Annotated in this window: 22 protein-coding genes; 4 read left to right on the forward strand and 18 right to left on the reverse strand. The window is 60.2% G+C overall.

Annotated features, from left to right (window positions below):
* Positions 1–9: 9 nt before the first annotated feature.
* From ACQ4W6_RS13430 to ACQ4W6_RS13450, 5 genes are all read right to left on the reverse strand, one after another.
* Entirely contained in the window at positions 10–1368 is a 1359-nt protein-coding gene (locus ACQ4W6_RS13430) for a porin (RefSeq protein WP_436567675.1), read from the reverse strand.
* Positions 1369–2242: 874 nt separating this feature from the next.
* On the reverse strand, positions 2243–3415 hold the full coding sequence (locus ACQ4W6_RS13435) for an acyl-CoA dehydrogenase family protein (protein WP_436567676.1): 1173 nt from the start codon (positions 3413–3415) through the stop codon (positions 2243–2245).
* Between the two features lie 70 nt (positions 3416–3485).
* The gene (locus ACQ4W6_RS13440) at positions 3486–4388 is read right to left on the reverse strand and encodes a VOC family protein (RefSeq protein ID WP_436567677.1); all 903 of its coding nucleotides are present in this window, start codon (positions 4386–4388) and stop codon (positions 3486–3488) included.
* A gap of 124 nt (positions 4389–4512) precedes the next feature.
* Positions 4513–5340 carry an alpha/beta fold hydrolase gene (locus tag ACQ4W6_RS13445; protein ID WP_436567678.1) on the reverse strand — a complete coding sequence of 276 codons (828 nt, stop codon included), beginning with the start codon at positions 5338–5340 and terminating at the stop codon, positions 4513–4515.
* Between the two features lie 327 nt (positions 5341–5667).
* Positions 5668–6474 carry a TetR/AcrR family transcriptional regulator gene (locus tag ACQ4W6_RS13450; protein WP_436567679.1) on the reverse strand — a complete coding sequence of 269 codons (807 nt, stop codon included), beginning with the start codon at positions 6472–6474 and terminating at the stop codon, positions 5668–5670.
* A 218-nt stretch (positions 6475–6692) separates the two neighbouring features.
* Between ACQ4W6_RS13450 and ACQ4W6_RS13455 the strand changes: the two genes are divergently transcribed.
* From ACQ4W6_RS13455 to ACQ4W6_RS13470, 4 genes are all read left to right on the forward strand, one after another.
* Complete coding sequence (locus ACQ4W6_RS13455; RefSeq protein WP_436567680.1) at positions 6693–7679, forward strand: substrate-binding domain-containing protein; 987 nt, start codon at positions 6693–6695, stop codon at positions 7677–7679.
* An 11-nt stretch (positions 7680–7690) separates the two neighbouring features.
* Positions 7691–8701, forward strand: a complete 1011-nt coding sequence (locus tag ACQ4W6_RS13460; RefSeq protein WP_436567681.1) for a cupin domain-containing protein — start codon at positions 7691–7693, stop codon at positions 8699–8701.
* Between the two features lie 61 nt (positions 8702–8762).
* On the forward strand, positions 8763–9626 hold the full coding sequence (locus tag ACQ4W6_RS13465; protein ID WP_436567682.1) for a fumarylacetoacetate hydrolase family protein: 864 nt from the start codon (positions 8763–8765) through the stop codon (positions 9624–9626).
* Between the two features lie 5 nt (positions 9627–9631).
* Positions 9632–10612, forward strand: a complete 981-nt coding sequence (locus ACQ4W6_RS13470) for a PDR/VanB family oxidoreductase (RefSeq protein WP_436567683.1) — start codon at positions 9632–9634, stop codon at positions 10610–10612.
* 220 nt (positions 10613–10832) lie between these two features.
* Here ACQ4W6_RS13470 and ACQ4W6_RS13475 read toward each other — a convergent pair whose 3' ends face one another.
* From ACQ4W6_RS13475 to ACQ4W6_RS13535, 13 genes are all read right to left on the reverse strand, one after another.
* Positions 10833–12227, reverse strand: coding sequence for an MFS transporter (locus ACQ4W6_RS13475; protein ID WP_436567684.1), 1395 nt, complete (start codon positions 12225–12227; stop codon positions 10833–10835).
* A 76-nt stretch (positions 12228–12303) separates the two neighbouring features.
* Positions 12304–12849 carry a DoxX family protein gene (locus ACQ4W6_RS13480; protein WP_436567685.1) on the reverse strand — a complete coding sequence of 182 codons (546 nt, stop codon included), beginning with the start codon at positions 12847–12849 and terminating at the stop codon, positions 12304–12306.
* Positions 12850–12901: 52 nt separating this feature from the next.
* Positions 12902–13378 (reverse strand): hypothetical protein, encoded by a 477-nt coding sequence (locus tag ACQ4W6_RS13485; protein ID WP_436567686.1) that lies wholly within the window; start codon positions 13376–13378, stop codon positions 12902–12904.
* A 127-nt stretch (positions 13379–13505) separates the two neighbouring features.
* Positions 13506–14603 carry a DctP family TRAP transporter solute-binding subunit gene (locus ACQ4W6_RS13490; RefSeq protein WP_436567687.1) on the reverse strand — a complete coding sequence of 366 codons (1098 nt, stop codon included), beginning with the start codon at positions 14601–14603 and terminating at the stop codon, positions 13506–13508.
* Between the two features lie 168 nt (positions 14604–14771).
* Positions 14772–16298 carry an MmgE/PrpD family protein gene (locus tag ACQ4W6_RS13495; RefSeq protein ID WP_436567688.1) on the reverse strand — a complete coding sequence of 509 codons (1527 nt, stop codon included), beginning with the start codon at positions 16296–16298 and terminating at the stop codon, positions 14772–14774.
* A gap of 43 nt (positions 16299–16341) precedes the next feature.
* The gene (locus tag ACQ4W6_RS13500) at positions 16342–16527 is read right to left on the reverse strand and encodes a hypothetical protein (protein WP_436567689.1); all 186 of its coding nucleotides are present in this window, start codon (positions 16525–16527) and stop codon (positions 16342–16344) included.
* Complete coding sequence (locus ACQ4W6_RS13505) at positions 16527–17033, reverse strand: hypothetical protein (protein WP_436567690.1); 507 nt, start codon at positions 17031–17033, stop codon at positions 16527–16529. Before ACQ4W6_RS13505 ends, ACQ4W6_RS13500 begins: the two co-directional genes overlap by 1 nt.
* Positions 17034–17065: 32 nt before the next feature.
* Positions 17066–18205 (reverse strand): porin, encoded by a 1140-nt coding sequence (locus ACQ4W6_RS13510; RefSeq protein WP_436567691.1) that lies wholly within the window; start codon positions 18203–18205, stop codon positions 17066–17068.
* Positions 18206–18614: 409 nt separating this feature from the next.
* Positions 18615–19649: a 4-hydroxy-2-oxovalerate aldolase gene (dmpG, locus tag ACQ4W6_RS13515; RefSeq protein ID WP_436567692.1), complete on the reverse strand. Its 1035-nt coding sequence runs from the start codon at positions 19647–19649 to the stop codon at positions 18615–18617.
* Between the two features lie 21 nt (positions 19650–19670).
* Complete coding sequence (locus ACQ4W6_RS13520) at positions 19671–20630, reverse strand: acetaldehyde dehydrogenase (acetylating) (protein WP_436567693.1); 960 nt, start codon at positions 20628–20630, stop codon at positions 19671–19673.
* Positions 20631–20644: 14 nt separating this feature from the next.
* Positions 20645–21445, reverse strand: a complete 801-nt coding sequence (locus ACQ4W6_RS13525) for a fumarylacetoacetate hydrolase family protein (RefSeq protein ID WP_436567694.1) — start codon at positions 21443–21445, stop codon at positions 20645–20647.
* Positions 21446–21512: 67 nt separating this feature from the next.
* On the reverse strand, positions 21513–22649 hold the full coding sequence (locus ACQ4W6_RS13530; protein ID WP_436567695.1) for a CaiB/BaiF CoA transferase family protein: 1137 nt from the start codon (positions 22647–22649) through the stop codon (positions 21513–21515).
* Between the two features lie 17 nt (positions 22650–22666).
* Positions 22667–23839 carry an acyl-CoA dehydrogenase family protein gene (locus tag ACQ4W6_RS13535; RefSeq protein WP_436567696.1) on the reverse strand — a complete coding sequence of 391 codons (1173 nt, stop codon included), beginning with the start codon at positions 23837–23839 and terminating at the stop codon, positions 22667–22669.
* Positions 23840–23918: the final 79 nt, after the last annotated feature.

The following is a 23918-nucleotide window of genomic DNA, read 5'->3' on the forward strand; positions in this document are numbered from 1 at the left end:
TGCCAGTGATCAGAACACCTGGTTCAAGCCTATCATCAGGCCGCTCGGATTGAATCCGACTGGAGAGACCGTCCCCACCAGATCGCCGCCGTTTGACAAACTGTAGGACGCATTCCGCTGGTTGATCATCTTGCCCCAACTGCCGTACAGCGTGGTTGTCTCGAACAGCTTGTAGGTGTAAGCCAGGCCAACCAGGCTGACATCGCGATCGGCGATCAGCGACTTGTCGTTTGCCCGCGTATAGCTGGCCAGTGCCGTACCGCCGCCCATCGGCACGCCGGCGCTGACGCTCCAGCCGCTGGCCTTGGACAAGATCTTCGAACCGCGCTCATAGCCGCCGCCAGCGATCTTGCCCTGCACATAGGTAGCGTAAATTCTGGCAATACCGAACTGATAATTGGCGCCCGCTTGAAAACCTTTCCTTGATGCCAAGCCCGTTTCGCCTAGCGAGGGATTGAAACTGGCATTCCTGACATTCCAGGCAGTCACGGCGGCCTTGAATGGCCCGTTCGCATAGAACAGCGCCAGATCACCTCCACGGCCCGCAGAGTCGGTGGTCGAGCTCGTGGCCGTGCCAACGACCGTATTGACGTTGTTGCCACTGCCCGTCGTCAGGGTCAGTTGCGCGGTCACGCCGCGCATCTTGGGTGAGATATACACCAGGGAATTATTCAGCCGGGTCGGCATGCTCGCGATCACCGGCAAGAGCGTGGCCGAAGAACCATACAGGCCAGCGCCCATCGCGGTGCTGTCGGAAACGGAGGCCAGATACGAGCCCGCATACTGACGCCCGGCAGTGATGGTACCTGCCGGCGTCATCAAGCCAGCGTATATCTGGCGCGAAAAAAACTGCGTGCCCGCGCTAGTCAACGCACCATTCGAGGCCACCGTATTGTTAATGCCCAGGGTGGGAACGCCGGTACCCACCGTGCCTGTATTCATGGACAAGCCCGCTTCCATGAGGTAGACCGCCTTGATGTCATTGCCGAGATCTTTTTCGCCCTTGATGCCCAACCTCGATGCCGTATAGCCACCCGAGCCGATGTTCATCTTGTTGCCAAAGCCACTATCGGCGCGCGACACATCGATATCGGCGACACCGTAGATGGTCAAGGCAGGAGTGACAGGACCAGCAGGCACACCGGCCTGCAAGCCGGCACCACGATTGGGTCCACCGGTCTGGACATCCTGTGTCTTTTGCGTTTCCTGCGCCGCCAGGATCTTCTGTATCAATTGCTTTTGTTCCGCTAGCTCACGCCGCAATGTCTCTATCTCCGTTTCGGCGAAAGCAGGCATGGACACTGCCAACGCCAACACGCCGATAGCCAGCGGGGTCAATTTTGGATGGCTTTGCTTGAAGGACTTCATGAATGTCTCCTGTATTTTTATTGCCATATGGCATGGATGAATCTATTCAACCAGCAGGACGCGAGCCGAATCGGCTACCGCCGGCTATCGATGGCGACACATGCATGCATTGCCATCGTCTGACACTGCTCGCTCAGGTATTGCGCAAAAGGGAAGCATTGCGCGACCAGGCTTCGGCATGTTTCCGCAGCGATCCGAGCAGTGATCCAAGCATAAGAATGTATGCGAATCATGTCAATATATTTGCATATATTTATATGGTCGCGAAAAATTACGTCTTATTTCGGAGATTTTATGTGATTTTTTAAGGGAAAAATGTGTATTTTTATTGGCCTGAAGAAATACAGTGCCAATGAATATGAAAATTTTTGTCAACCTATTGACGTTTTATATGTCCAAACCCTCAAGTTTCAAGTCGCGCTAGATGCCGCACCAGGAAGCTGGCGCGCAGAACGTGCCATTAAAAAATAAGCATGGCGCAAAATGCAGCAGTCCCGCCATACACACCGCTGGAGAGCAAGGATGAAGCACACGGTGTTTTCAGAACCAGGATTTTGGATCATGCCCCTTCATCGTCCTGCCTGTCGGTTTATAGGCCTTCCCCATGCTGGGCGCACGGCAAAAAAATAGCCCACTCGAAAGTAGGCTATTTTTCCATCTGGAGGCGAGGACGGGATGCTAAGCCTCCTAAACGGCTTGCCGGACATATCTTGTCCTTTAAATCAAAGACTTGTGCGAGCGCCGCCATTTCCTCCTTCTGCGACCATTTTTTGGCATTTTCTGTCCGCCCTCAGCGCTAAACCGTCCAGATCCTGAAAAGAGACTTTCACTGAACGGCATTAGCGCCACGGTGCCCGTGGTTTGCCAGTGCTGCTTAAATGATCACACCGCGCGGGACAGGTATGCCGTACAGCGCGCCGGCGTAGGCGGCGTAGACCGGGTCATCAACGTTACAGGCATGCCCCATGGCAACGGACAAGTCGCGCCAGGTTCGCTGGATAGGATTGGTCACGCGGCTGGCGTTGCCGCCGGCATGCTTGAACACCATCGCGGCGGCCTCGGCAGCGCGGCGCACGGCGCGCACCTGATTGACGCGGGCCTTGCGTTTCATCTCCTGAGTCACACGGCCGCCGGCGACGACAAAGTCATAAATGTCGCCAATTTCCCGGAGCACATGCTGACGGCTGGCATCGATGTCGGCCAGTGCAGCGCCGAGCGACGCCATGTGGTAAGGATTCTGCGTTTGCTTGGTGCCCATGCGCGTCACGCGTCCACCCGTGTATTCGGCGAAATGCTCCACGACACCGGCAGCAATGCCCATCGTGGCAACCGAAATCGCACCAGGGAAAAACAGGTCGAATGGAATCTGATACAGCGCATTGCCCGGGCGGTTGCGCGTGGCATACACGCGCTCATTCAAGTCTGCCAGATTGAAGGTGCGATAGTCAGGTACAAATGCCTCTTTCACCAGCAAGTCCTTGCTGCCCGTGCCGGCCAGGCCCATGACGTTCCAGGAGTCATGCAATATCTCGTAGTCGGCGCGCGGCAGTACAAAATGGTAGGGAACGGTAAATTCGCCCGCCGGTCCATTTTCGCTTTCCGCCATGCCGCCGATCACTACCCATTTGCAGTGGTCGGTGCCCGACGAGAACGGCCACTGGCCATTCAGGACAAAGCCGCCATCGACGCGGCGGGCCTGGCCGATCAGCGCGTAGGGCGAAGCGGTCCAGGTATCGTGATCGTCGCCCCAGACTTCTTCCTGCAAACGCGGATCGCCCTGGCCAAACTGAAAGGGATGGACGCCGACGACCGAGCCGACCCAGCCCAGCGACGGCGCCTTGGCAGCCAGCTCCATGACGGCCTGGCAAAAATCGCGGGGATTGGCTTCGTAACCGCCGTATTCCTTCGGCTGCAGCATGCGCACCAGGCCGCTTTCGCGCAGCAGCCGGGCGCCTTCGTCCGTCACGCGTCCCAGTGCAATGCTGGGCTCTTCCTGATTGACAAAGTGATCGATGTTGCCATTGATGATTTCTTGTACGGGATGCATATCGATAATTCCTATTTAGAGCAATGATTGTGTGAAGTGTCCCGGCAGCAGCCGGGAGAAAGAGCCATGTTCATTGCGCCGGCGAGTCGACCGACATGAGCGCCGTCAGCTCCTTGTGCTGGCGGCGATGGCCCCAGCTGCTGGGCTTGTCATAGATGCGCGGGATCCACAGATCGTGATCGACATCCAGGCCGCCCCAGCCATATTCGAGACGGAAGCCCGACGGCGTGTACATGTAGAACGACGTCATGTGATCGTTGCTGTGCCGTCCCAGCGTGGTGGTGATGGGAATGTTGCGCTGTTCGCACAGGTCATGGGCAGCGCCCAAGTCGTCCAATGCATTCACCTCGATCATCAGATGCAGGAAGGCAGGCTGGCGGGTCGGCAGGCTGCTGATGGCCAGCGAGTGATGACGCCCATTGATGTGGTAAAAGTGCGCCTGCAGTTCGCCATCCTTGACCGTATCGGACTGATGAAAACCCAGCACCTCTCGATAGAAACGGTCGCCTTCTGCCAGGTCGGAGACGGCAAGCACCACGTGCCCCAGTCCCTGCTCGCCCGTGCGAAAGCCACTGACGGGCCGGCCCGGGCGCAATGGCGCGACGGTATGCACCTGCCCCCAGCTCAACTCATGGCGAAAGCCCGAGGGATCGCGGAACCAGTAAAAGCCCTCGACCTGGCGCTGCGCGCTGTCGACTTCGCTTGCACGGGCGACGTCGAGGCCATAGGCCGCAACACGCTCGGCCACGGCTTTGGCGTCCGCTTCATCCTTGACGCTCCAGCCGATATAGGCAATCTCGTTTCTGGCGCCGGGATGAATGGAGATGCGGTGCGCAGCATCATCGAGCCGGAGCCTGACGGCACCATCGGCGCCGTGTCCTGCAAGCTGCAGACCCAGCACTTCAGGCCCGAAGGTTTCCCACTCTTTGTACTGAGGGGAAATAACCCCCAGATAAGCAAGCGACTTGATCATGGTCGGTGTCTCCAATGTTTTAATTGATTTATAGATCTAGAATATACATTCATCAAAAGCCGCACGCCGGGCTATAACGAACGGCCACAATGCGCGCTGGCGCCGGACGCGCAGCTATTGCTGCTTATGCACCAATAAAGGAATGAACAGCCCGGTTAAACTCATCGGTATGCTCAAGCTGCACCCAATGCCCGCAACGGTTGACGATATACACGCGCGAGTTGGCGATGGCGCGGGCCAGCGTCAGTGCTGAAGCGAAATGGACGGTACGGTCGTCGCGGCCATGCATGAGCAGGGTCGGTGCCGTGATCGAGGCAACGCGTGCCGGGTCGAGCCTGACCATGGGCTTGCCATGACCGCTCTTCCAGCCTTCGATATGATCAGGACGCGCCAGCGCCGCCTTGACGCGCTCGACGAGCAATTCATCGGTGACGTGGCGCGTGTCGAAAGCCATGCCCTCGACAAACTTGCGCATGGTTTCCACGCACGGGTTGAAGTAAGCCGCTTCCAGCGCCTTCACGCCTTCGCTCAAGCCGGCCGGATCAAACATGCCAGGCACGCCAGCCGACGAACCCATGGTGATCAGGTGCGATACCAGCTCGGGACGCTCGTAGGCCAGGCGGATGCAGGACGAACCGCCCATGGAATTGCCGACAAAGGCGGCCTGTTTGATGTCCAGCGCTTCGAGAAACTCCGCCAGGACGCCACTGTTGTCACGCTGATCGTAATGGACCGCCTGCGATTTTCCCCAGCCCGGCAAATCGATGGCCAGCACGCGGTAGTGCTGCGCCAGGGCCGCGATATTCGGATTGTAATTGCTCCAGGCAGTGGCGCCTGGCCCGCCGCCATGCACCAGCACGAGAGGATGCCCCTCGCCCGCCTCATGGTAATGAATATCCCAGTTCTTGGTCTTGATGCGTTTGCTTGTGTTTTCTTCGGTCACGATCGTCATGTTTGTCTCCATATTGTATTGCGCGTCTTTCTCAATGAATCAACGCGCATCTGCCATCAGGACGATGGCTCAGAACAGGCCGTCGCGCGCAGCGTTGGCACTCCACTGCACCGCCGCTGCCAGCGTGTCAATGCATAATAACTGAATCTTCGTTCTAGAATCAATATTTTATTTTTGTGCAAACGCAGCACACGGCTGTTGCCGTGGAAGGCGCGGATAAATGGGGAAAACAGGAATGGTCGGCGCTGGACGGAAGCGCCGGTAGTGGCAAGAAAGTGACCGCAGGAGCCTGCGGTGCGACAAAAAAGGCTGAAAAACAGCCGGAGATCAGCCCTTCGCAGCGACGCTTTTGACTATGCGCTTGCGCGCGGTGCCAGCTGCGGGCGTGGCTGCCTGGGCAGTCGCATCGGCCGTCGCCTGCGCAACGAGGTGTACCAGACATGAGGCCAGCATGGGGCGAAATGCCTTGATGGACTCGCCCGATGCACCAGCAATCGCGTTACCGTCCTGCAGCGCGAGCGTGAAGCCACTGAGGCGCTCCGGCAAGTCGGGATCGTGCGCTATCAGGATGCTGGGCATGGTGGTGCGCCACCAGGATGCGAGCTCCGTGCGCTGCATCTGGCGTATCTTGAGAAAGCGCTCGCGGGCGACTTGCTCGCGCACCGATTGCTCCACGCTGAGTATGACCCCCAGCCGCCAGAAGTCTGCGGCATCGTACTGGCGACCCGTATCTGAACTGCCCAGGATACGTTCGATGTGCTGTTCAAAGGCCTCGCCAGGCAATGGCTGATGCTGCGCGATGACCTGTTTGTGCCAGCGTTCGTAACTGGTCTCGATGAGCGCGGCCAGCAGCATGTCCTTGTTCTCGAAATGCCAGTAGACACTCCCCACCGGCAGTTCGGCCTTCTTCGCCACCTTCGCCATGGTTGCGCCGCTGTAGCCGTCCTCGCAAATGACTTCAAATGCAGCGTCGAGGATACGCTCGCGCGAGGCGGCACTGGTGCGATGTTCACCGGAACGGCGGGGACGATTTGTAATTGAGGACATGGAAAATTTGGCAATGAGCTGACAGAGAAAAAATGGTAACACGACACCTTGCATAAAACCTAATGCCCTGCAATACAAGGTTGACATGCTTGACGGCGGCAAAATCGGCATGCGCCCGTGTGTTGCGGACGGCGCTGCACCAATCATGCCTGCGCAGCATAACTGAAATGAAGCTTTTCGCGTTGCTTCCATCGCTGCGATCACAAAAAATAGCGGCATCCATCAGTGATGCGCAAGCACTGGAAAACAGGCTTCGGGCAACGCCGGGCGTGACCGATTATCACGCGTTACCAGTCAAGGAACACATGAACAAACTCAATCTCTCCGTGGCCATCGGCAATTACGACCGTTGCCGTCCCCTGATCGATGGTGCCGTCCAGATCGATGGGGTCAACCCCATCTTCATGACGCTGTCGCCGGAAGAAATCTTCTTCCGCGCGTTTCGCGGCGAAGAATTCGACATCTGTGAATTGTCGCTCTCCAGTTCCACCGTCAAGGCTGCCGATGGCAAGCTGCCCTACGTGGGCGTACCGGTATTCTTGTCGCGTGCGTTCCGCCATACGGCCATCTACGTGCGCACCGACCGCATCAAGAAGCCGGAAGACTTGCGCGGCTGCCGCATCGGCCTGCCCGAATACCAGCTCACCGCCAATGTGTGGGTGCGCTCGATCTTGCAGGACGACCATGGCGTGGCACCCTCCGATGTAACCTGGGTACGCGGCGGCATTTCACATGCAGGCCGCCCCGAAAAGATCAAGCTGGCATTGCCCGACAACGTCAGGCTGGAAGACGCGCCGAAAGGCGAAACCATTTCCAGCTTGCTGGCCAAGGGCGAAATCGACGCCTACGTGGCGCCGCGTCCACCCGATGTTGCGCCAGGCACGCCCAATATCGGCTGGCTGTATCCGGACCCCGTCGCCGCAGCGCAGGACTACTACCGCCGCACGCGCATCTTCCCCATCATGCACATCCTGGGCGTGCGCCGCGAACTGGCCGAACAACATCCGTGGCTGCCGGGCGCCGTCTACAAGGCATTCAATCAGTCGAAGACCCTGGCGCTGGAACACCTGAGCGATACCTCGGCCACCAAGATCACGCTGCCGTTCGCCGAAGAGCGCCTGAAAGAAGCGCGCGAGTTGATGGGCGAAGACTTCTGGTCCTACGGCCTCGACGGCAATCGCCACGTGCTGGAGAAATTCTTCGACCACCATCACCAGCAAGGGCTTTCCTCGCGGCTCGTCACCCCGGAAGACCTGTTCCATCCGGGCACTTTTGAATCATTCAAACTGTAAGGGCCCATACCATGAGCCTGTCCAATCCCGAATCTTACGCACGCTGGCATGCGGCGCGCCTGGCGCCGCTGTGGGAAAGCCCGAACGCCCACAAGGCGCCTGCCGGCCCGCTGGCCAGCCACATCTGGCGCTGGAACGACACCCGCCCCCTGGTCGACCTAGCGTTTGCCGAAACATCGCCCGCCTCGGTCCAGCGGCGCGTTCTGCAAATGCTCAGCCCACATGCCCGCTCCCTGGCTGACGAATTTACTTGCGGCAATGTGCTCGCGGCGCTGCAATGCCTGCTGCCAGGCGAGACGGCCCGCCCCCATCGCCATACGATGAATGCGCTGCGCTTCCTGCTCGAAGGATCGGGGGCCGTCACGCTGGTCGATGGCAAGGAGTGCGCCATGGAGTTTGGCGATCTGGTGCTCACGCCGGGCATGTGCTGGCATGAGCACCGTCACGACGGCGCCGAGCCGGTAGTCTGGCTCGACGTGCTGGATGTGCCGCTGCACCAGAACCTGGGCACTGTCGTCTTCCAGCCCGGCCCCATTGAAGAAACGCCCGTCACGATGATGGATGCCGCCTTCGCCAGCCCGAATATCGTGCCTTGCGAAGTCAAGGGAAGGCGCGACCATTCTCCGGTGTTCCGCTATCCCTACCTTGACGCCGTGCGCGCACTGGCCCATGCGCCCGCCTCGCCCGATGGCGCGCGGCGCGTGCGCTACGTCAATCCGCTCAATGGCGGCAACGCCATGGCCACGCTGGCGGCCTCGATGATGCAGCTCGACAAGGGCGTGCAAACAGTGCCCGCGCGCAGCAATGCCAATGTGGTGTGTACCGTCGTCGAAGGCCATGGCGAAACACGCATCGGCGAACACACCATTGCGTGGGGCCCGCGCGACACGTTCACGGTGCCGCAGCATAACTGGGTCTCGCACCGCAGCGATGAAGGCGATGCGCGCCTGTTCATCGTCTCGGACGCCGATGTGCTGCAGCGCCTGGGATTGCTGTCCGAAGAACTGCGCTCTGCAGGCTAGATTCTTTTCAGAGGGGCGCCAAGGCACCCTCTTCGTCCTATATTTTTTGAAAGACATACGCATGAATATCTGCTGGTACGACCAACAACAATTAGGCGTCGTCATTGACGCCATGGTGTATGACGTCAGCGCGGCCCTGGAGGCACTGCCCCCTGCGCTCTACCCTGCCGCCCCCGGTGACATGCTCATCGCCCACCTCGACGTCGTGCGCGAGGCCATCACGCGCGTACTGCCGGGCGCGACGGCCAAACCCATCGACGCAGTGCGCTTCCTCTCCCCCGTGGCCAATCCTGGCAAAATCATCGGCGTGCCCGTCAACTATGCTGACCATGTGGCCGAGGCCAATGCCGACCAGGCCACCTTTACCGACCGCTACAAAGGCAATATCACCGAACAAGGCTTGTTCCTGAAAGCGGCCAGTTCCCTGGTCGGTCCGGCCGAAGGTGTGTCGTTGCGTTTTCCAGAGCGCTTAAGCCATCACGAAATGGAGCTTGGCGTGGTGATCGGCAAGACCGCTGCCAATGTTTCGCAGGCAGACGCCATGTCGTATGTCGCCGGCTATGCCATCGCGCTCGACATGACAGTGCGCGGACCGGAAGACCGCTCGCTGCGCAAATCGGTCGACAGCTATGCCGTGCTCGGTCCCTGGCTGGTCACGGCCGACGCCATCGGCAACGCGCAAAAACTCGACATCAAGCTCAGCGTCAATGGCGAAGTGCGCCAGCAAGCGAGCACGGCAGAAATGATCATCGGCATCGCCGAGCAGATCGCCTGGGCGTCGAGCTACTACACCTTGCATCCGGGCGACATCATCATGAGCGGTACTTGCGCCGGCGTAGGCCAGGTACTGCCAGGCGACATCATGCAGTGCGAGATAGAAAACGTCGGCAGCATGACGGTTGCCGTCAAGTCGGAACAGGGATAACGACCATGTCCGCGCCCTCTCTCACGCCCGCAGCAAACGCGCACGACAAACTGCAGCTGCGCCTGCAGTCGGTCACCTATGCGACCCGGGACATCCTGGTGTATGAGTTCGTCGACCCGGAAGGCGCACCGCTGCCCGCCGTCAGCGCCGGCGCCCACGTCGATGTGCACCTAGCGAACGGGATCACCCGGTCTTATTCGCTGCTGCACGCCGACGCTGCACCGGCGCGCTACGTGGTCGGCGTCAAGCTAGACTCGAATAGCCGCGGCGGATCGCGCTATATGCACGAGCAGCTGCGCGTGGGCACGCTCGTCGCGCTGTCGCAGCCACGCAATCATTTCCCGCTGAAAGAAGACGCCGCACACACGGTGCTGATCGCCGGCGGCATCGGCATCACCCCTGTGCTGTGCATGGCGCGCCAACTCGAGCGCCTGGGCGCATCGTGGGAGCTATGGTATGCCAGCCGCTCGCGCGCCGACCTGGCCTTCCTGCCCGATCTGGCGCAATTTGGCCAGCGCGTGCGCCTGCACATCGACGATGAAACCCATGCCGTGCTGGACATGGCGGCCATCGTGGCGACCGCTCCCACTCATGCGCACTTCTATTGTTGCGGCCCTGGCCCGATGCTGACGGCGTACGAAGCGGCCGCATCGTCACGCGCGCCTGACACCGTCCACCTGGAACGCTTTGGCGCGACGAAAATGCCCAGCACCAGCGGCGAGGGTTTTGTCGTCCAGCTGGCACGCACCGGCATCGAACTGCTCGTCCCCACGCAATCGACGCTGCTGGCGGTGCTTGCAGACAACGGCATCAGCATCGATTCATCGTGCGAGGCCGGCATTTGCGGCTGCTGCGAGATCGGCGTGCTCGACGGCGAAGTCGATCACCGCGACGAGGTACTGACACCCACCCAGCGCGCCGGCAACAAGTCGATGATGGCCTGCTGCTCGCGCGCCAAAAACGGGCGCCTGGTGCTCGACCTGTAAGGCTCCCTCCCCCCCAACTGCGCGGCCCGTCCTTGGGCTGCGCAGCAGCATTTCCCCTTCCCTCGATACCGCTCTCCTTGCCATCCTCGCTACGTAGGGCAGGCACTTAACGCCTCGTCCCTCAAACGGAAACATCTGCACAGGCATGCATGCATGCAAAAAAATGGCCTGCAGTGATAACGCTGCAGGCCATTTTGTGCGAAGCGCCAGTGAGTAACGCTTACCCTGTTTGCACCTTGCCGCCCACTGGTGGCATATTTTTGCCCGGCTCGCTGTCCGCTTCCTCCGCGCCCACCGTATTGACCGGCAGCTCCTGGTCGAAGCGCTCGGTGCTGAAGTAGAACGCGATGGCGCTGATGACGCACAGGGAGCCGAAGAACACCGCGACGTAGATAGGATCGGCCCCACCCTTCCAGGCCAGCAGGCCCGCTGCAATCATGGGCGCCAGACCCGAGCCGATGGTGGACGCCAGCTGGAAGGTCACGGCGATACCGCTGTAACGTACGTCGGCTGCAAATTTTTCACCCATCCAGGTGTTGACCGGACCGCCCATCATGGCTTGCACCAGCGGCAAGGCGAGCACCAGGGCCAGGATCAAGGCGCCGAGACTGCCGCTATTGACCAGCAAGAAGATCGGCCAGATCAGTACAGCGCCCAGGAGCGCGCCGGTGATCATCAGCGGGCGCCGGCCATAGCGGTCGGACATTGCACCAAAACACGGCATCGAGAAAATATGCAGCAAGTTGGCCACCGTCATGGCCAGCAGCGAATCGCTGCGGCTATAGCCTATCGTGACGGCATAATTAAGCAAAAAGGCTGCGGCAAAAGTGGCAAATGCCAGCGGTGCCAGGCCGCCAATGACGCCAGAGAGCACTTGCGCGCGGTTGTGACGAAATACCGTTACCAGGGGCAACACGCTATGCTTCTTGCCCGAAGCAAGCCGCTTCTTGCGCGCCTCTTCAAATTCAGGCGTTTCATCGAGCTTCATGCGGATCACGATACCGAGCACAACGAGCAGCGCGCTGAGCAGGAACGGTATGCGCCAGCCCCAGGCCAGGAAGTCTTCATTGGGTAACTTGGAGAACAGCATCATCACCAGCGTACCGAGCAATGCGCCGCTGGGGCCGCCGGAGGCGACGATCGATACGGCCAGGCCACGCCCCTTGGGCTTGGCATGCTCCATCGACATCAGGGTTGCGCCCCCCCATTCGCCGCCGATGGCAAAACCTTGTATCAGGCGCAAGATGACCAGCAAGATCGGCGCCATGATGCCAATTTGCTGATAGGTAGGCAGCATGCCGATGAGGACGCTGGCACCGCCCATCATGATCAGGGTGATCATCAAAATCTTCTTGCGGCCCAGCCTGTCGCCGTAATGCCCGAAGACAACCGCACCCAGGGGACGCGCAAAATAGCCAGCCGCCAAGGTGGCAAACGCCGACATCGTGCCGATCGTCGGATCAAGGTTCAGAAAGAAGATGTGTGGAAAGACGAGTGCCGCGGCAACGCCGTACAGCAGGAAATCGTAGTACTCGAGCGTGGTGCCCAGGTAGCTGGCGATAATGGCACGTCGCCGGTTCTTGTCCTGTGTAGCAGGGGTGGAAAAGTCAGCCATATAAGTTCCGCAAGTTTGAGTTAATCAAGTGTCGTACGATGGAACGCGCGCAACAGTGCGTACACGTCCAACCCTGTTACTGCTTCTCTTCCTGTTCCGCAGGACTAAAAATGGATGGGAGCATCTTAAAATCTTCCAGCTTGCCCATGGGCGCACGCATCTTCAGCATCGGCAGGTAATAACGTATATGCGCCAGCACCAGGATAAGATTCATGTACAGGCACCAGACCGACATATAGGTACTGAAGATGCGGTCATAGCGCACGTTCAAGACGATGGAGTTATGAAACACCATGTAAGAGATCGGCAATGCAACGGCCAGGACCAGCGGTACGAAAATATTGAACACCAGGCACAGCCCGACGAGCAGTTCAACTGTCTTGACGATGTCAAACATGCCCACTTCCAGCAGCGAGACCAGCATCACGTTTGACGGGTGAAAATTACCCAGCGGCTGGGGGAAGATAGGCGCAAAGCCGAACAGCGACAGCAAATGGCTGGTGCCGCTGACGATCATCCAGGCGCCGAGCATGATGCGGAAAAAAATCAGCACGAGTTTGCCGACAAACCAGATATCGAACTTGTTACTGGTGCTGATGTCAGCACGGGTGGGAATTGCCATGAAACTTGTCTCCAGATGATTTATTTTTTTGTTGTAGATCAATCAGGCGCCATCAACCCAGGTCGACAGGCTTGCCCAGGCTGCTGTCGATGCAAGACTGGCCACCCAGCGCTTGCGTCAAGGTCTTGCGCCAGACGATACGCCCGTTTCCAGTGCGAAACATATCGACGACCTCTTGTGCCGGGAGAGCGCCATTTGCCTCCACGCAATGGTGGACAACGACGTTCAAGCCTTCCGCCACTACCTGGCGCACCGTGTAGCTGAGCGGCGCCGTGTCCTTGCGGTAGAGCGCTTGCGGCGTCACGTCGATTGTTTTCTTGGTGAAATACAGCTTGGCCGCTTCTTCCACTTGACCTTTCCCGTAAGCGACAGCCATATAATCGGAAACAATACCCCGTGGCAGCTTGCCTACGCCAGGGCCATTGTCGCCATACCAGCGTGGATTAAAGTGCAGGTTTTGCGCGACATAGCCTGTCAGCAATATGCCAAGTGCGATGGAAATCGCATTCAATTTTTTGTCGGTGATCACTTGCTATGTCTCCTGTATGCCAGCTTGGCGTGATTCGGTTTCTGCTCGTTTTTCACGATGTTGTCTCCTCTTGTAAATTTTTTTGAATGGCTGGGAACAAACGTTAATGCAAACGTCAATTCAAACGTCAATGCGCCCTCTCCTGGTACAAGCGCCACAACGCCTGCTTGTGCCTGGCGAAATAGCTGCTGCGTACTGGCGCTGTCATTTCTTCCAGTTTTTTCCGTTCGGCTGGCGCCAGTTCGTTGACCTGCAAGCCACGCTGCGCCAGCGCGGCGCGGGCCTGGCGTGCTTCGGCGCGGGTCGCCTGACGTTGAAATTGGCCCACCTCGCGGGCAGCGGTTTGCAAAACTCGCTGCTGTTCCGGCGTCAAGCCTTGCCAAAACACGGCATTGGCCACCAGCACCAGCGGGCTGTAGGAATGGTTGCTCACGGTGAGCGAGGACTGCACTTCATACAGACGCCCGGCAAGAATCTGGGCGTAAAAGTTATCCTGGGCATCCACGCGCTGCGATTTGAGCGCTGCATACAATTCGCCAAATGGCAAGGCTTGGGGATGGGCGCCCATGGCGCGCAGGGTATCGATAAACACCGGCTCGCCAATCACGCGGAAATTGCGGCCGCGCATATCGTCAGCCTGGCGTATGGGCGCACCGGAGGTGGTGATCTGGCGAAAGCCGTTTTCCCACCACGCCAGGCCCACCAGTCCGGTCGAGGGCAGGCGCGCCAGCAAGGCGTTGCCGAAAGCGCCATCGAGCAAGGCATCGGCCTCTTGCTCGTCGCGCAGCAAGAATGGCAGGTCCATCAACTCGAATTCCTGCGCCACGCCGGCCAGGCCGGTAGTAGCCACCAGCATCAATGCAGGCGCGCCATCGGCGCCAGAGCGCAGCGCAGCGATCTGTTTGGCAGGAGAGCCAGGCAAGGCATCGGTGCGCGCAGTCACGTGCAGGGTGCCCGCACTGCCGGCCTCGACCAGTTGCGCAAATTTGACCATGCCCTGACGTACAGGATGATCGTCGGCCAGGTAGGAGCGGTAGTCGGCGATGTCGATCTGGCGCGCCGTAAGCGGCGCCGCGAAGGAAGCACCAGGCGCCAGGGCAACGCTGCTTGCCAGCGCCAGCATCAGGCGAACGCCCAAGGCCGACGGTGTACAGCAGCTACGACAGATACCGCGCCACGCAGTGCGCGCCAGATCGGCCACGCGTTTGAAATTTGTCTCCAGCATTGATCTATTCTTTATATAGCGTTCGAAGATTATCATATCTGCCTTGCGTGCTTTCAATGCCCACGATGGAATGTCTGCTATGTGATATGCGCATAGCTTGCAGACGGTGGCGAGTGGTGCGTGTCTGCCCCAGCAATACAGACACGCGCCCACCGGTGCTGCCGTGCCCTAAGCGACGGCCATGGCCGCGTTCAAGGCCGACACATTGGACTCCGCTTCCAGGTTGAGGATGCGTGCCATGAGCCTCTCTGCCTGCGCACGCTGCATGCCAGCGGCATCCGTACACTCAAACACCTTCTTTTTGTACTCCTCTGGCGTCATCGGATTTTTCGGATCCCCTTTGGCAAATTTCACCAGCCGGGTGTGGGTCTTGCCGTCGCGCGCCTTCAGTTCCAGGCGCACATAGCCAGGCCCGCCATCGGGACGCACCAGGTTCTTGTCTTCGACGGTGACGATGCGCCTGGCAAGCGCGCGCAGATCGGCGCGCTGCAAGGCCGCCTCGGAGAAATGACGCAAGCCCACTTCCCTGTCCTGTATCGCCACAGCCACCATCCACGGATTGCTGAATTGCGCTTCGACGATGCTCTTGGGATTTTGCTTTTTTTCCAACGGTGCGCCCAGCAGCATCATTTCGGCGGGCGGGCTGTAGATCGTCACCTGCTCCACATCGTCAGCCTTCAGGCGATGTACCTTGACGATATCGAGCACGCCGTCGATGGCGACATGCCCTCCCCTGCAGCAGGGATAGGGCTTCGGGGCGATGTCGAGCCCCGCAAAACGGCTACCCAGGCCGCCCAGCAATGCCTCTTCGGCAAACTTGCCGCCATGGTATTGCTTGAACAAGCCCTTGATGCCGCCCAGCACATGGGGCGAGCCGAACACGCCGCGCTTGGCCAGGCGCGCCGACATCACGCCGCCATAGGCGGCAAAGCCGGCGCCGAGGCGCTTGGCATGGGTGCCGTCGATGCTCGCCTGCGCATTGCCTGACAACTGATGGTAGGCCAGCCCCACGGCGGCCACCATCTGTTCGCGCGTCAATCCCATCAGCCGTCCAGCCACCAGCGCTGCTGCCAGGAAACCATACATCGGGGTGGGGTCCCAGCCGACGATGAACGGCGATACGCCCGGTGAGCCTGCGCGCGACAGCCGGCATGCTGCGTCGGTACCCGTGGCTACAGCGGCGATGAGGTCCTTGCCGCTGACGCCACCGACGAAATCCGCCACCGCCAGCGCCGTTGGTATGGTCACGCAAGAGGCATGTATCAACGAGGGCTCGTAAGTGTCGTCAAACTCCAGCGCTGCAGCCATGGCGGCATTCAGGCGCGCCGCCTTTTCGGCCGGCATGCGCACTTTCGTGCCCAGGATCAGGCTTTCCTCCTTGCCGCCCGTCTCGCTGCTCCAGGCGTACAACTGCTTGATGCCATCGGCCCCCAGCGCCGGCAGCGCGACGGCAACCGTGTCGAGGATCTGCGTCTTGGTAACGGCCACGACCTCAGCCGGCAAGTCTTCATAGCGGGTGCCCAGGCAGTAATCTACCAGCGTGTAGATGGCGTCCGGAACGGGCTCGCCACGCGCACCTGGCTCGCCGGGCTTGCCCGTGGCGGCGCTTTCCAGCATGGCCCAGGCCGGAACAGCAGCCCAGCTTGACGCGATAAGCGCCGATAACTGGACAAATTTTCTACGCTTCGTTTCCATGATCGTCTCCTTGTTATTGTTGATCCCGCCGAAGCGGGAACGATCAGTCCTGCCGCCGGCTGTCGCGTATCATCATGTAGATAAGACCAACCCAGGAACCGGCAAACGCGATCAGGTCATAGTTGCGTATCGGCCTGAAATTAGTGTAGAAAAGGCCAGTCGAGCCGATATAGGCGGCAACCGTGAGTAGCACGCACACCGCAACGGCGATCCATTTATTCTTGTCCATCAATTCACCTCGCTATTGAATTTGCCGCCCTGCGCAGGTCTTTTATCGTCGAGCCGTTCGCCGAGACCGGGCTTGTAAGCCTTGGCGCCATCCCACAGCCACAGCGGTTCGAGTTTTGGCTTGATCGCGGCAAAAATCCAGCCACTGTAGGCCAGCAGTAGCACGCCGTTCATGAACAATTCCTGCGGGCCCGTAAACAGCTGGCGCGGCGTGGCCACGATGAAGGTATTGAGCCAAAAGATATTTACGGTGGCCGGGAATTCCAGGATCAGCCCCAGCAGCGTGAAGCGGTTGAAAAACAGCATGGCGCCGGTGACGATCTCCAGATACTTGATCATTTGATACAAATAAATATTCGCATTGGCCTGCACCCATTCGCCGCCAAGGCCGGGAATTTCAGGCACATAGCCGGTGACGGCATAGCGGATGCCGGAAAACAGCAGATGCGCGCCAAAATACAGGCGCATCCAGTGAATGATGTAATACCACGGTGATTTATTGGACATTTCCAGTTCCTTTTGTGTGGATACGACAATGATCAGAAACGCCAGTTCAGGCCTGCAGTGACGGCATCGATGGCATGCCCCGCATCAGGCTTCGGGCTTTGAAACACCGGATAGCTGGCCCTGCCGCCTTGCGACAAATGGGTATAGGCGGCCATCAGCATCATCGAGCGGCTCAAGTCATAGGTGTAGGCAATGCCGTAGTTGGTGACATCGCTGTCGGCCGCGCCGCTGTCGTAACGCCCGTAAGTGAGGCGCACATTGCCGCGCTCGGAGACGGGAATGACGGCACCGACCAGCTTGATGGTTTCAGTGCGGCCGTTGAGCATGGCACCGCCCGCGCCGCGCGTAGGATCGGTCGCGTCGCGCCGGATGTAGCTCAGGTAGGGTTGCACCGGGCCAGCCATATATTTGGCGCCGATGGCCATTTCAGTCACGGAATCGATGCCGCGGATGGCACCCGAGCCGTCCGTGGCACCCGCTTTCACCACCAGGATGCCCACGAGCAGTGGCCCGGACGCATAGTCGGCGCCCACTTCAAGCAGGCTTGGCAGGGTCAGCGAATCTTCACTCAGGCTGTATGACAGATTGGCCTGCACGCCGCGCATGCGCGGCGAGATGTAGGCGATGGTGTTTTCCGTGCGCGTCGTCGGATTGATCAGGAAGCCGCCAGGCTTGCCCGTGCCGCTGGCAGTGCCAGGTGCGCCAAAGCCCAGCGTGGACAGCACGCCCCACGCATCCATGGCCGGCATCAGCATGGGGTCATACGTGCCAAAGAAGGAGTATGCCGGACCTTGCTGGCGTCCCAATCGCACGGCACCAAACTCGCGGTTCTCGATCTCGATATACGCCTGGCGGCTAAATACGCGGCTGGGATTACCGTTGGTGGAACTGGACGTACCCGTGTCCAAGTTCACACCCGCTTCAAGCCGGGCGTTGGCCTTCCAGCCCGAACCCAGGTCTTCACTGGCCAAAAAACCGATGCGCGAACCGGAACCTCCCGGATGCATGGCGGTTTTTGATTCACCCGAGGTACGGTAATGGGCAAGCCCCAGGTCGGCCACGCCATACACTTTCAGGCTGCCCGCAGGCTGTTCAATCGATGCTGCAGAGGTCTGTGCAAACGACACGGCGGACACGCACAAGGCGGCCATACCGGCTACTGATTTCTTCATGTTGTCTCCATTATTTTTATGCAAGGCTAACGTCAGCCTCCTGTAGCCGGTGCGGATGCCCGCAACGGCCGTACATATCCTGTTTCCGTGAAGCAAACTAAAGCAGGCTACAGGGGGGAGCAATTTCTTTTTAACAGAACTTTGCTCTGGAAGATATGTTCTAGAATTTTGGCACACATAACGAAGAAAGCCATTCTATAGTGCGCATGGCTGCTATACGCTTTATGCATGAAATGATGCTGGACGCAAAAATGGCGCAGCAGAGTCGCCAGGCGCAGGCCCGCACGGCGGACCGCCTTGAAAGATGTGTTGTTTTAGTGAGATAGCGTGTGTCGGCGCGAGCGCGCGGACGACAAGATAGCGTGCGATCACGCGAGTGAGCGCACGCCAGAGAGAAACGGTAGCCGCGTCAGTCCTGCGCTGCTGCGCGCTGCTTGAGCATGTCCAGCGCGACGTCCACAATCATGTCTTCCTGGCCACCGACCATGCGGCGCTTGCCCATTTCGACCAGGATATCGAAGGCCGGCAAGCCATACTTGGCCGACGCCGCTTCTGCATGGCGCAGGAAGCTTGAATATACGCCCGCATAGCCCAGGGCCAGGGTTTCACGGTCCACGCGCACGGGCCGCTCCTGCATCGGTCGCACCAGCTCTTCGGCCGTATCAATGAGCTTTTTCACATCGCAGCCGTGCTTGAGACCCATGCGGTCGGCCGCAGCAATGAACACTTCCAGCGGCGCATTGCCGGCGCCGGCGCCCATGCCGGTCAGACTGGCATCGATGCGGTCGCAGCCATGTTCCAGCGCGACGAGCGAATTGGCCACGCCCAGGCTCAGGTTATGGTGCGCATGCATGCCGGTCTGCGTCTCGGGCAGCAAGACATCCTTGAAGGCCTTGAAGCGCTCGGCAATGTCGTACATATTCATCGCGCCGCCGGAATCGACGACGTAGACGCACTGCGCGCCATAGCTTTCCATCAGCTTGGCCTGCTGCGCCAGCCCTGCCGGCGTGTTCATGTGGCTCATCATCAAAAAACCCACCGTGTCCATGCCCAATTGACGCGCATATTCAATATGCTGGCGCGAGATGTCCGCTTCGGTGCAGTGCGTGGCAACGCGCACGATGCGCGCTCCCGCATCATAGGCATTTTTCAGATCGTGGATGGTGCCGATACCGGGCAGTAGCAGCGTTGCAACCTTGGCATGCTTGACGCTGCCAGCGACCGCCTCTATCCATTCAAGGTCGGTATGGGCGCCAAAGCCATAGTTGAAGCTCGACCCTTGCAAGCCATCGCCGTGCGCCACTTCAATTGAATCGACCTTGGCCGCATCGAGCGCCTGGGCAATGCTCACTACCTGCGCCAGCGTGTACTGATGGCGCACCGCATGCATGCCGTCACGCAGGGTGACGTCGGAGACATAGATTTTTTTATCCGGATTGAACATGATTTTCCTAAGGTCGTACCGTTAAACCGCCAGCGGGGCGGCGTTCATGCTGGCGGCAATGCGCTCGGCGGTGGCCAGTGCAGCGCTGGTCATGATGTCAAGATTGCCCGCGTAGGCCGGCAAATAGTGCGCGGCGCCTTCCACTTCGAGGAAGATCGACACTTTCAAGCCGGCCTGACGGCCTATTCCCGGGATATTGGGCGCATTGTCAGCGCCAAAGCGCTCGAACTGCACGTCCTGCTTGAGGCGGTAGCCGGGCACATACGAGGCCACTTCGGCAGCCATGGCAAGCACCGAGGCGCCGATAGCCTCTTCGTCGGCGTCCAGCGCAGCGAGGCAGTAGACCGTGTCGCGCATGATCAAGGGCGGCTCGGCCGGATTGAGGACGATGATCGCCTTGCCATGCTGCGCGCCGCCCACTTCGACGATCGCCCGCGACGTGGTTTCCGTAAATTCGTCGATATTGGCGCGTGTGCCGGGACCGGCCGATTTGCTGGCGATCGATGCGACGATTTCAGCGTAGTGGACGGGGGCCACGCGCGCTACTGCGGCAACCATGGGGATGGTGGCCTGGCCGCCGCACGTGACCATATTGACGTTGGGGGCATCGGCATGTTCGTCGCCATTGACGACGGGGATGCAGTACGGCCCGATGGCAGCGGGCGTCAGATCGATCATGCGCAGCGAAGGACGCAGGCCACGCAGGAAGGCGTCGTTCTTGACATGGGCGCCGGCCGAAGTGGCATCGAAAACGATGTCGATCTCGTCAAACTCCGGCAAGCGTGCCAGGCCCTCCACACCTTCGTGGGTGACGGCAACGCCCATGCGGGCCGCGCGCGCCAGGCCATCCGAGGCGGCATCGATGCCAACCATGGCGCCCATCTCGATGTGCTTGCCACCCCTGAGAATCTTGATCATCAGGTCGGTGCCAATGTTGCCGGGGCCGATGATGGCAACGCGTATTTTCTTGTGCTGGTTCATGTTGAAATCCCTGGTTAATTACCAAACACTGCGCGCAGCTCGCCCAGTCCTTCGATACGTGCGACAAACTGGTCGCCGGGCGCCACCGCGACCATCGGCCCGAGTGCGCCGGTCAGCAGCACTTCGCCTGCGCGCAGCGGCGTACCGACGCGCACCATCATGTCAGCGAGCCATACGGCCGCATTCAGGGGATTGGCCAGGCAGGCCGCGCCGCTGCCCACGGACACGCTTTCGCCGCGGCGCTGCATAGCCATCTTGCAGTTGACCAGGTCGAGGCGACCCAGCTTGACGGGGGTAGAGCCGAGCACGAAGGCGCCGCTCGACGCATTGTCGGCCACCGTGTCGAGCAGCTTGATGCTCCAGTTTTCAATGCGGCTGCCCACCACTTCAATGGCCGGCAGCGCATACGCGGTAGCCGAGATGATGTCGGCAAAGGTATGCCGCTCGTGCGTCAGGTCGCGCTCCAGCACCAGCGCAATTTCCGCCTCTACTTTTGGCTGCAGTGTGCGTGCCAGGGGAATTTCGGCGCCATCGCCATAGGCCATGTCGGCAAAGAGCATGCCGAAGTCGGGCGAATCGACGCCGAGCTGGGTCTGCACGGCAACCGACGTCAAGCCAATCTTGCGCCCGACGACGCGCCCGCCCGCTGCCATGCGGCGGCGCACATTGTATTGCTGCACCGCGTAAGCGGCGGCGAGCGGGTCGGCACTGCCTGCCGCTTCCAGTAGGCGTTCGCGTATAGGCGCGCAAGGCAGGCGCCGTTCTTCGGCTGCCCAAAGTAGGTCGGCGATCTCGCTGATCTGTTGTTGGTTCATGGTGTTTTCTCAATGCAAAAATGGTGGGATGTGCCGCGCAAGCTGTCGTGTGCGCGGCAGGTCTGTGTCAGCTCAGCTTGAATTGCTCGCGGATCGACGCGCTGTGCTCACCCAATACGGGCGCCGCGCGCGTGCACGGTCCGCGCTGGCCATCGATCTTTACCGGGCGGTGAACGGCGGTCATCTTGCCGTGTTCAGGATGCTCAATCTCGTAGAAAGTCTGCGCCTGCCTGACTTGCGGGTCGTCCATGACCTCGGCGATGGTGTACACCGGGGCGAAGGGCACATCATGCTGCGCCAGACGCTCGCACCATTGTGCTCGCTCGCGGGAACGGAAAGTGTTTGCCGCCTCCGCATTGAGCAGCGCGTAATTGCGCGTGCGCAGTTCGGGCGTCAGGAAGCGCTCGTCCGTCAGCAACTCAGGCCGCTCCAGCACGGCGACAAAGGCCAGCCAGAATTTTTCAACCGACGACAAATGCACCGTGAGCAGGCAGTGGTCGGCGCAGGGGAAGGCATACGATTGCGAAATGGCCACCCGCGTGCGCGGCGTCGGCGCCACGCCGAGACGCGTGTACTGCGCAAAACCTTCGGGTGAAAAAGCGATCGACGCTTCCAGCATATTGATCTCGACGCGGGCGCCCTCGCCCGTGCGTTCGCGCTGCATCAGCGCACCCAGCATGCCGTAGGCTGCATACATGCCGGTCACGTTATCGGAAATGGTGGGGCCTGTCATGGCCGGCTCGTCGGCGTCCAGCATCAGGCCCGCCAGGCCGCTCAAGCCGAGCGCAACGGCGTCATAGCAGGGACGGTCACGGTAGGGGCCTTCCGTGCCGAAGCCGGTGATCGAGCACCAGACCAGGCGCGGATTGACTTCCTTGAGCGATGCTGGCGTCAAACCGAGACGCGCCATCACGCCAGGCCGGTAGTTTTCCAGCAGCACGTCGGCCTTGGCCAGCAAGAGTAGCAAATCGGCCTTGCCTGCCTCGCTTTGCAAGTCCAGCTGTATGCTCTCCTTGTTGCGGTTGTACGAGGAAAAATGCGGGCTATACAGCTTGCCTGCGTGACGCCGGAACGGATCGCCGCCCGCCGGGTGCTCGACCTTGATGACGCGCGCGCCCAGGTCGGCCAGCATCATGCCTGCCAGGGGAGCGGTCAGGACGGTACCAAGTTCGATGACCAGTATGCCTTCGAGGGCATTGTTCATGCTTTGCTCCTTCGCCATTAGCTGTAATGTTTGAGAATTTGCCGCGCCAGCGTGGTGCGCAGCACTTCGGTGGGGCCTTCCGTGATGCGATAACTGCGCAGGTCGCGCCAGAAACGCTCGATCGGCGTGTCTTCCGACAAGCCCATGCCGCCGTGCAGCTGCATGCAGGTGTCGATGATGCGGAAGCCCGCCTCCACGCCAAAGGTCTTGATCATGAACGTTTCCATGCGCGCCGCTTCGCCGGCATCGGTCTTGCGCGCCGCGTCGTACACCAAGAGGCGCGTGCAATACAGTTCGGTGAAGGCGTCGGCGATCATCCATTGCACGCCCTGGCGTTCAGCCAGCACTTCGCCAAAGGTCGTGCGCTGGTGGGCGTAGGCGGCCGTCAGCGCCAGACAGCGCTCGGCGGCGCCGCAGGCATGCGCGCCCTGGCGGATGCGCCCGTAATTGATATAGCCCTGGGCCAGCGCAAAACCGCGCCCTTCTTCGCCCACCAGATTCTCGAACGGCACCAGGACATCGTCGTAGCTGATCTCGCACGGCGCGTCGCCCATCATCATCTTTTCCGAACTGGCAAGCTTGACGCCTGGCGCATCCATGTCGATGAGGAAGCAGGAAATGCCGCCGCGCGCGCCTTTTTCCGGGTCGGTCACGGCCATGACGATGGCAAAGTCAGCCACCGCAGCGCGCGTGATGTAGCGTTTGATGCCAGTGATGCGGTAACCGTCTTCGGTACGCACGGCGCGCATGCGCATGGCCGACGGATCGGAGCCGGCATCGGGCTCGGTCTGCGCGAAGCACGAACGCTTTGTGCCTTCCAGCACGGGGGTCAGGTATTGCTTGCGCTGAGCTTCGTTCAAGCCCAGCAAGATTGGCCCGACCATCGGTCCGAACAGGCCATGGTCGCGTACCCAGGAAGCGACCGTGCTACGCCCGACTTCCTCCCAGAAAACTGCCAGTGCCAGCAGAGGCAGGCCCTGGCCGCCGAATTCCTCCGGCACGTCCATGAGCCAGAAGCCCGCTTTGCGCGCACGTTCGCGCAGGGTGGCCGCCTGTTCGGGCGGAAGCATGCCATTCGCGCCGATGGCGTGTTCGAGCGGGATCAATTCGCGTTCGACGAAGCGGCGGATGGAGGAGCGAAACTGCAGCAGCTCCTCCGGGAGCGAGTCATAAGGGATCAAATCGAGCATAGGGATAGGGTGGCGTGGTGAGGTGGCGTAAGAGTGATGGGACAGTGCGGCCAACAGCAGCCGACCGCCCCGCGCAACG

The sequence above is a fragment of the Janthinobacterium woesei genome, assembly GCF_051380875.1.
Taxonomy (GTDB): Bacteria; Pseudomonadota; Gammaproteobacteria; order Burkholderiales; family Burkholderiaceae_D; genus Janthinobacterium.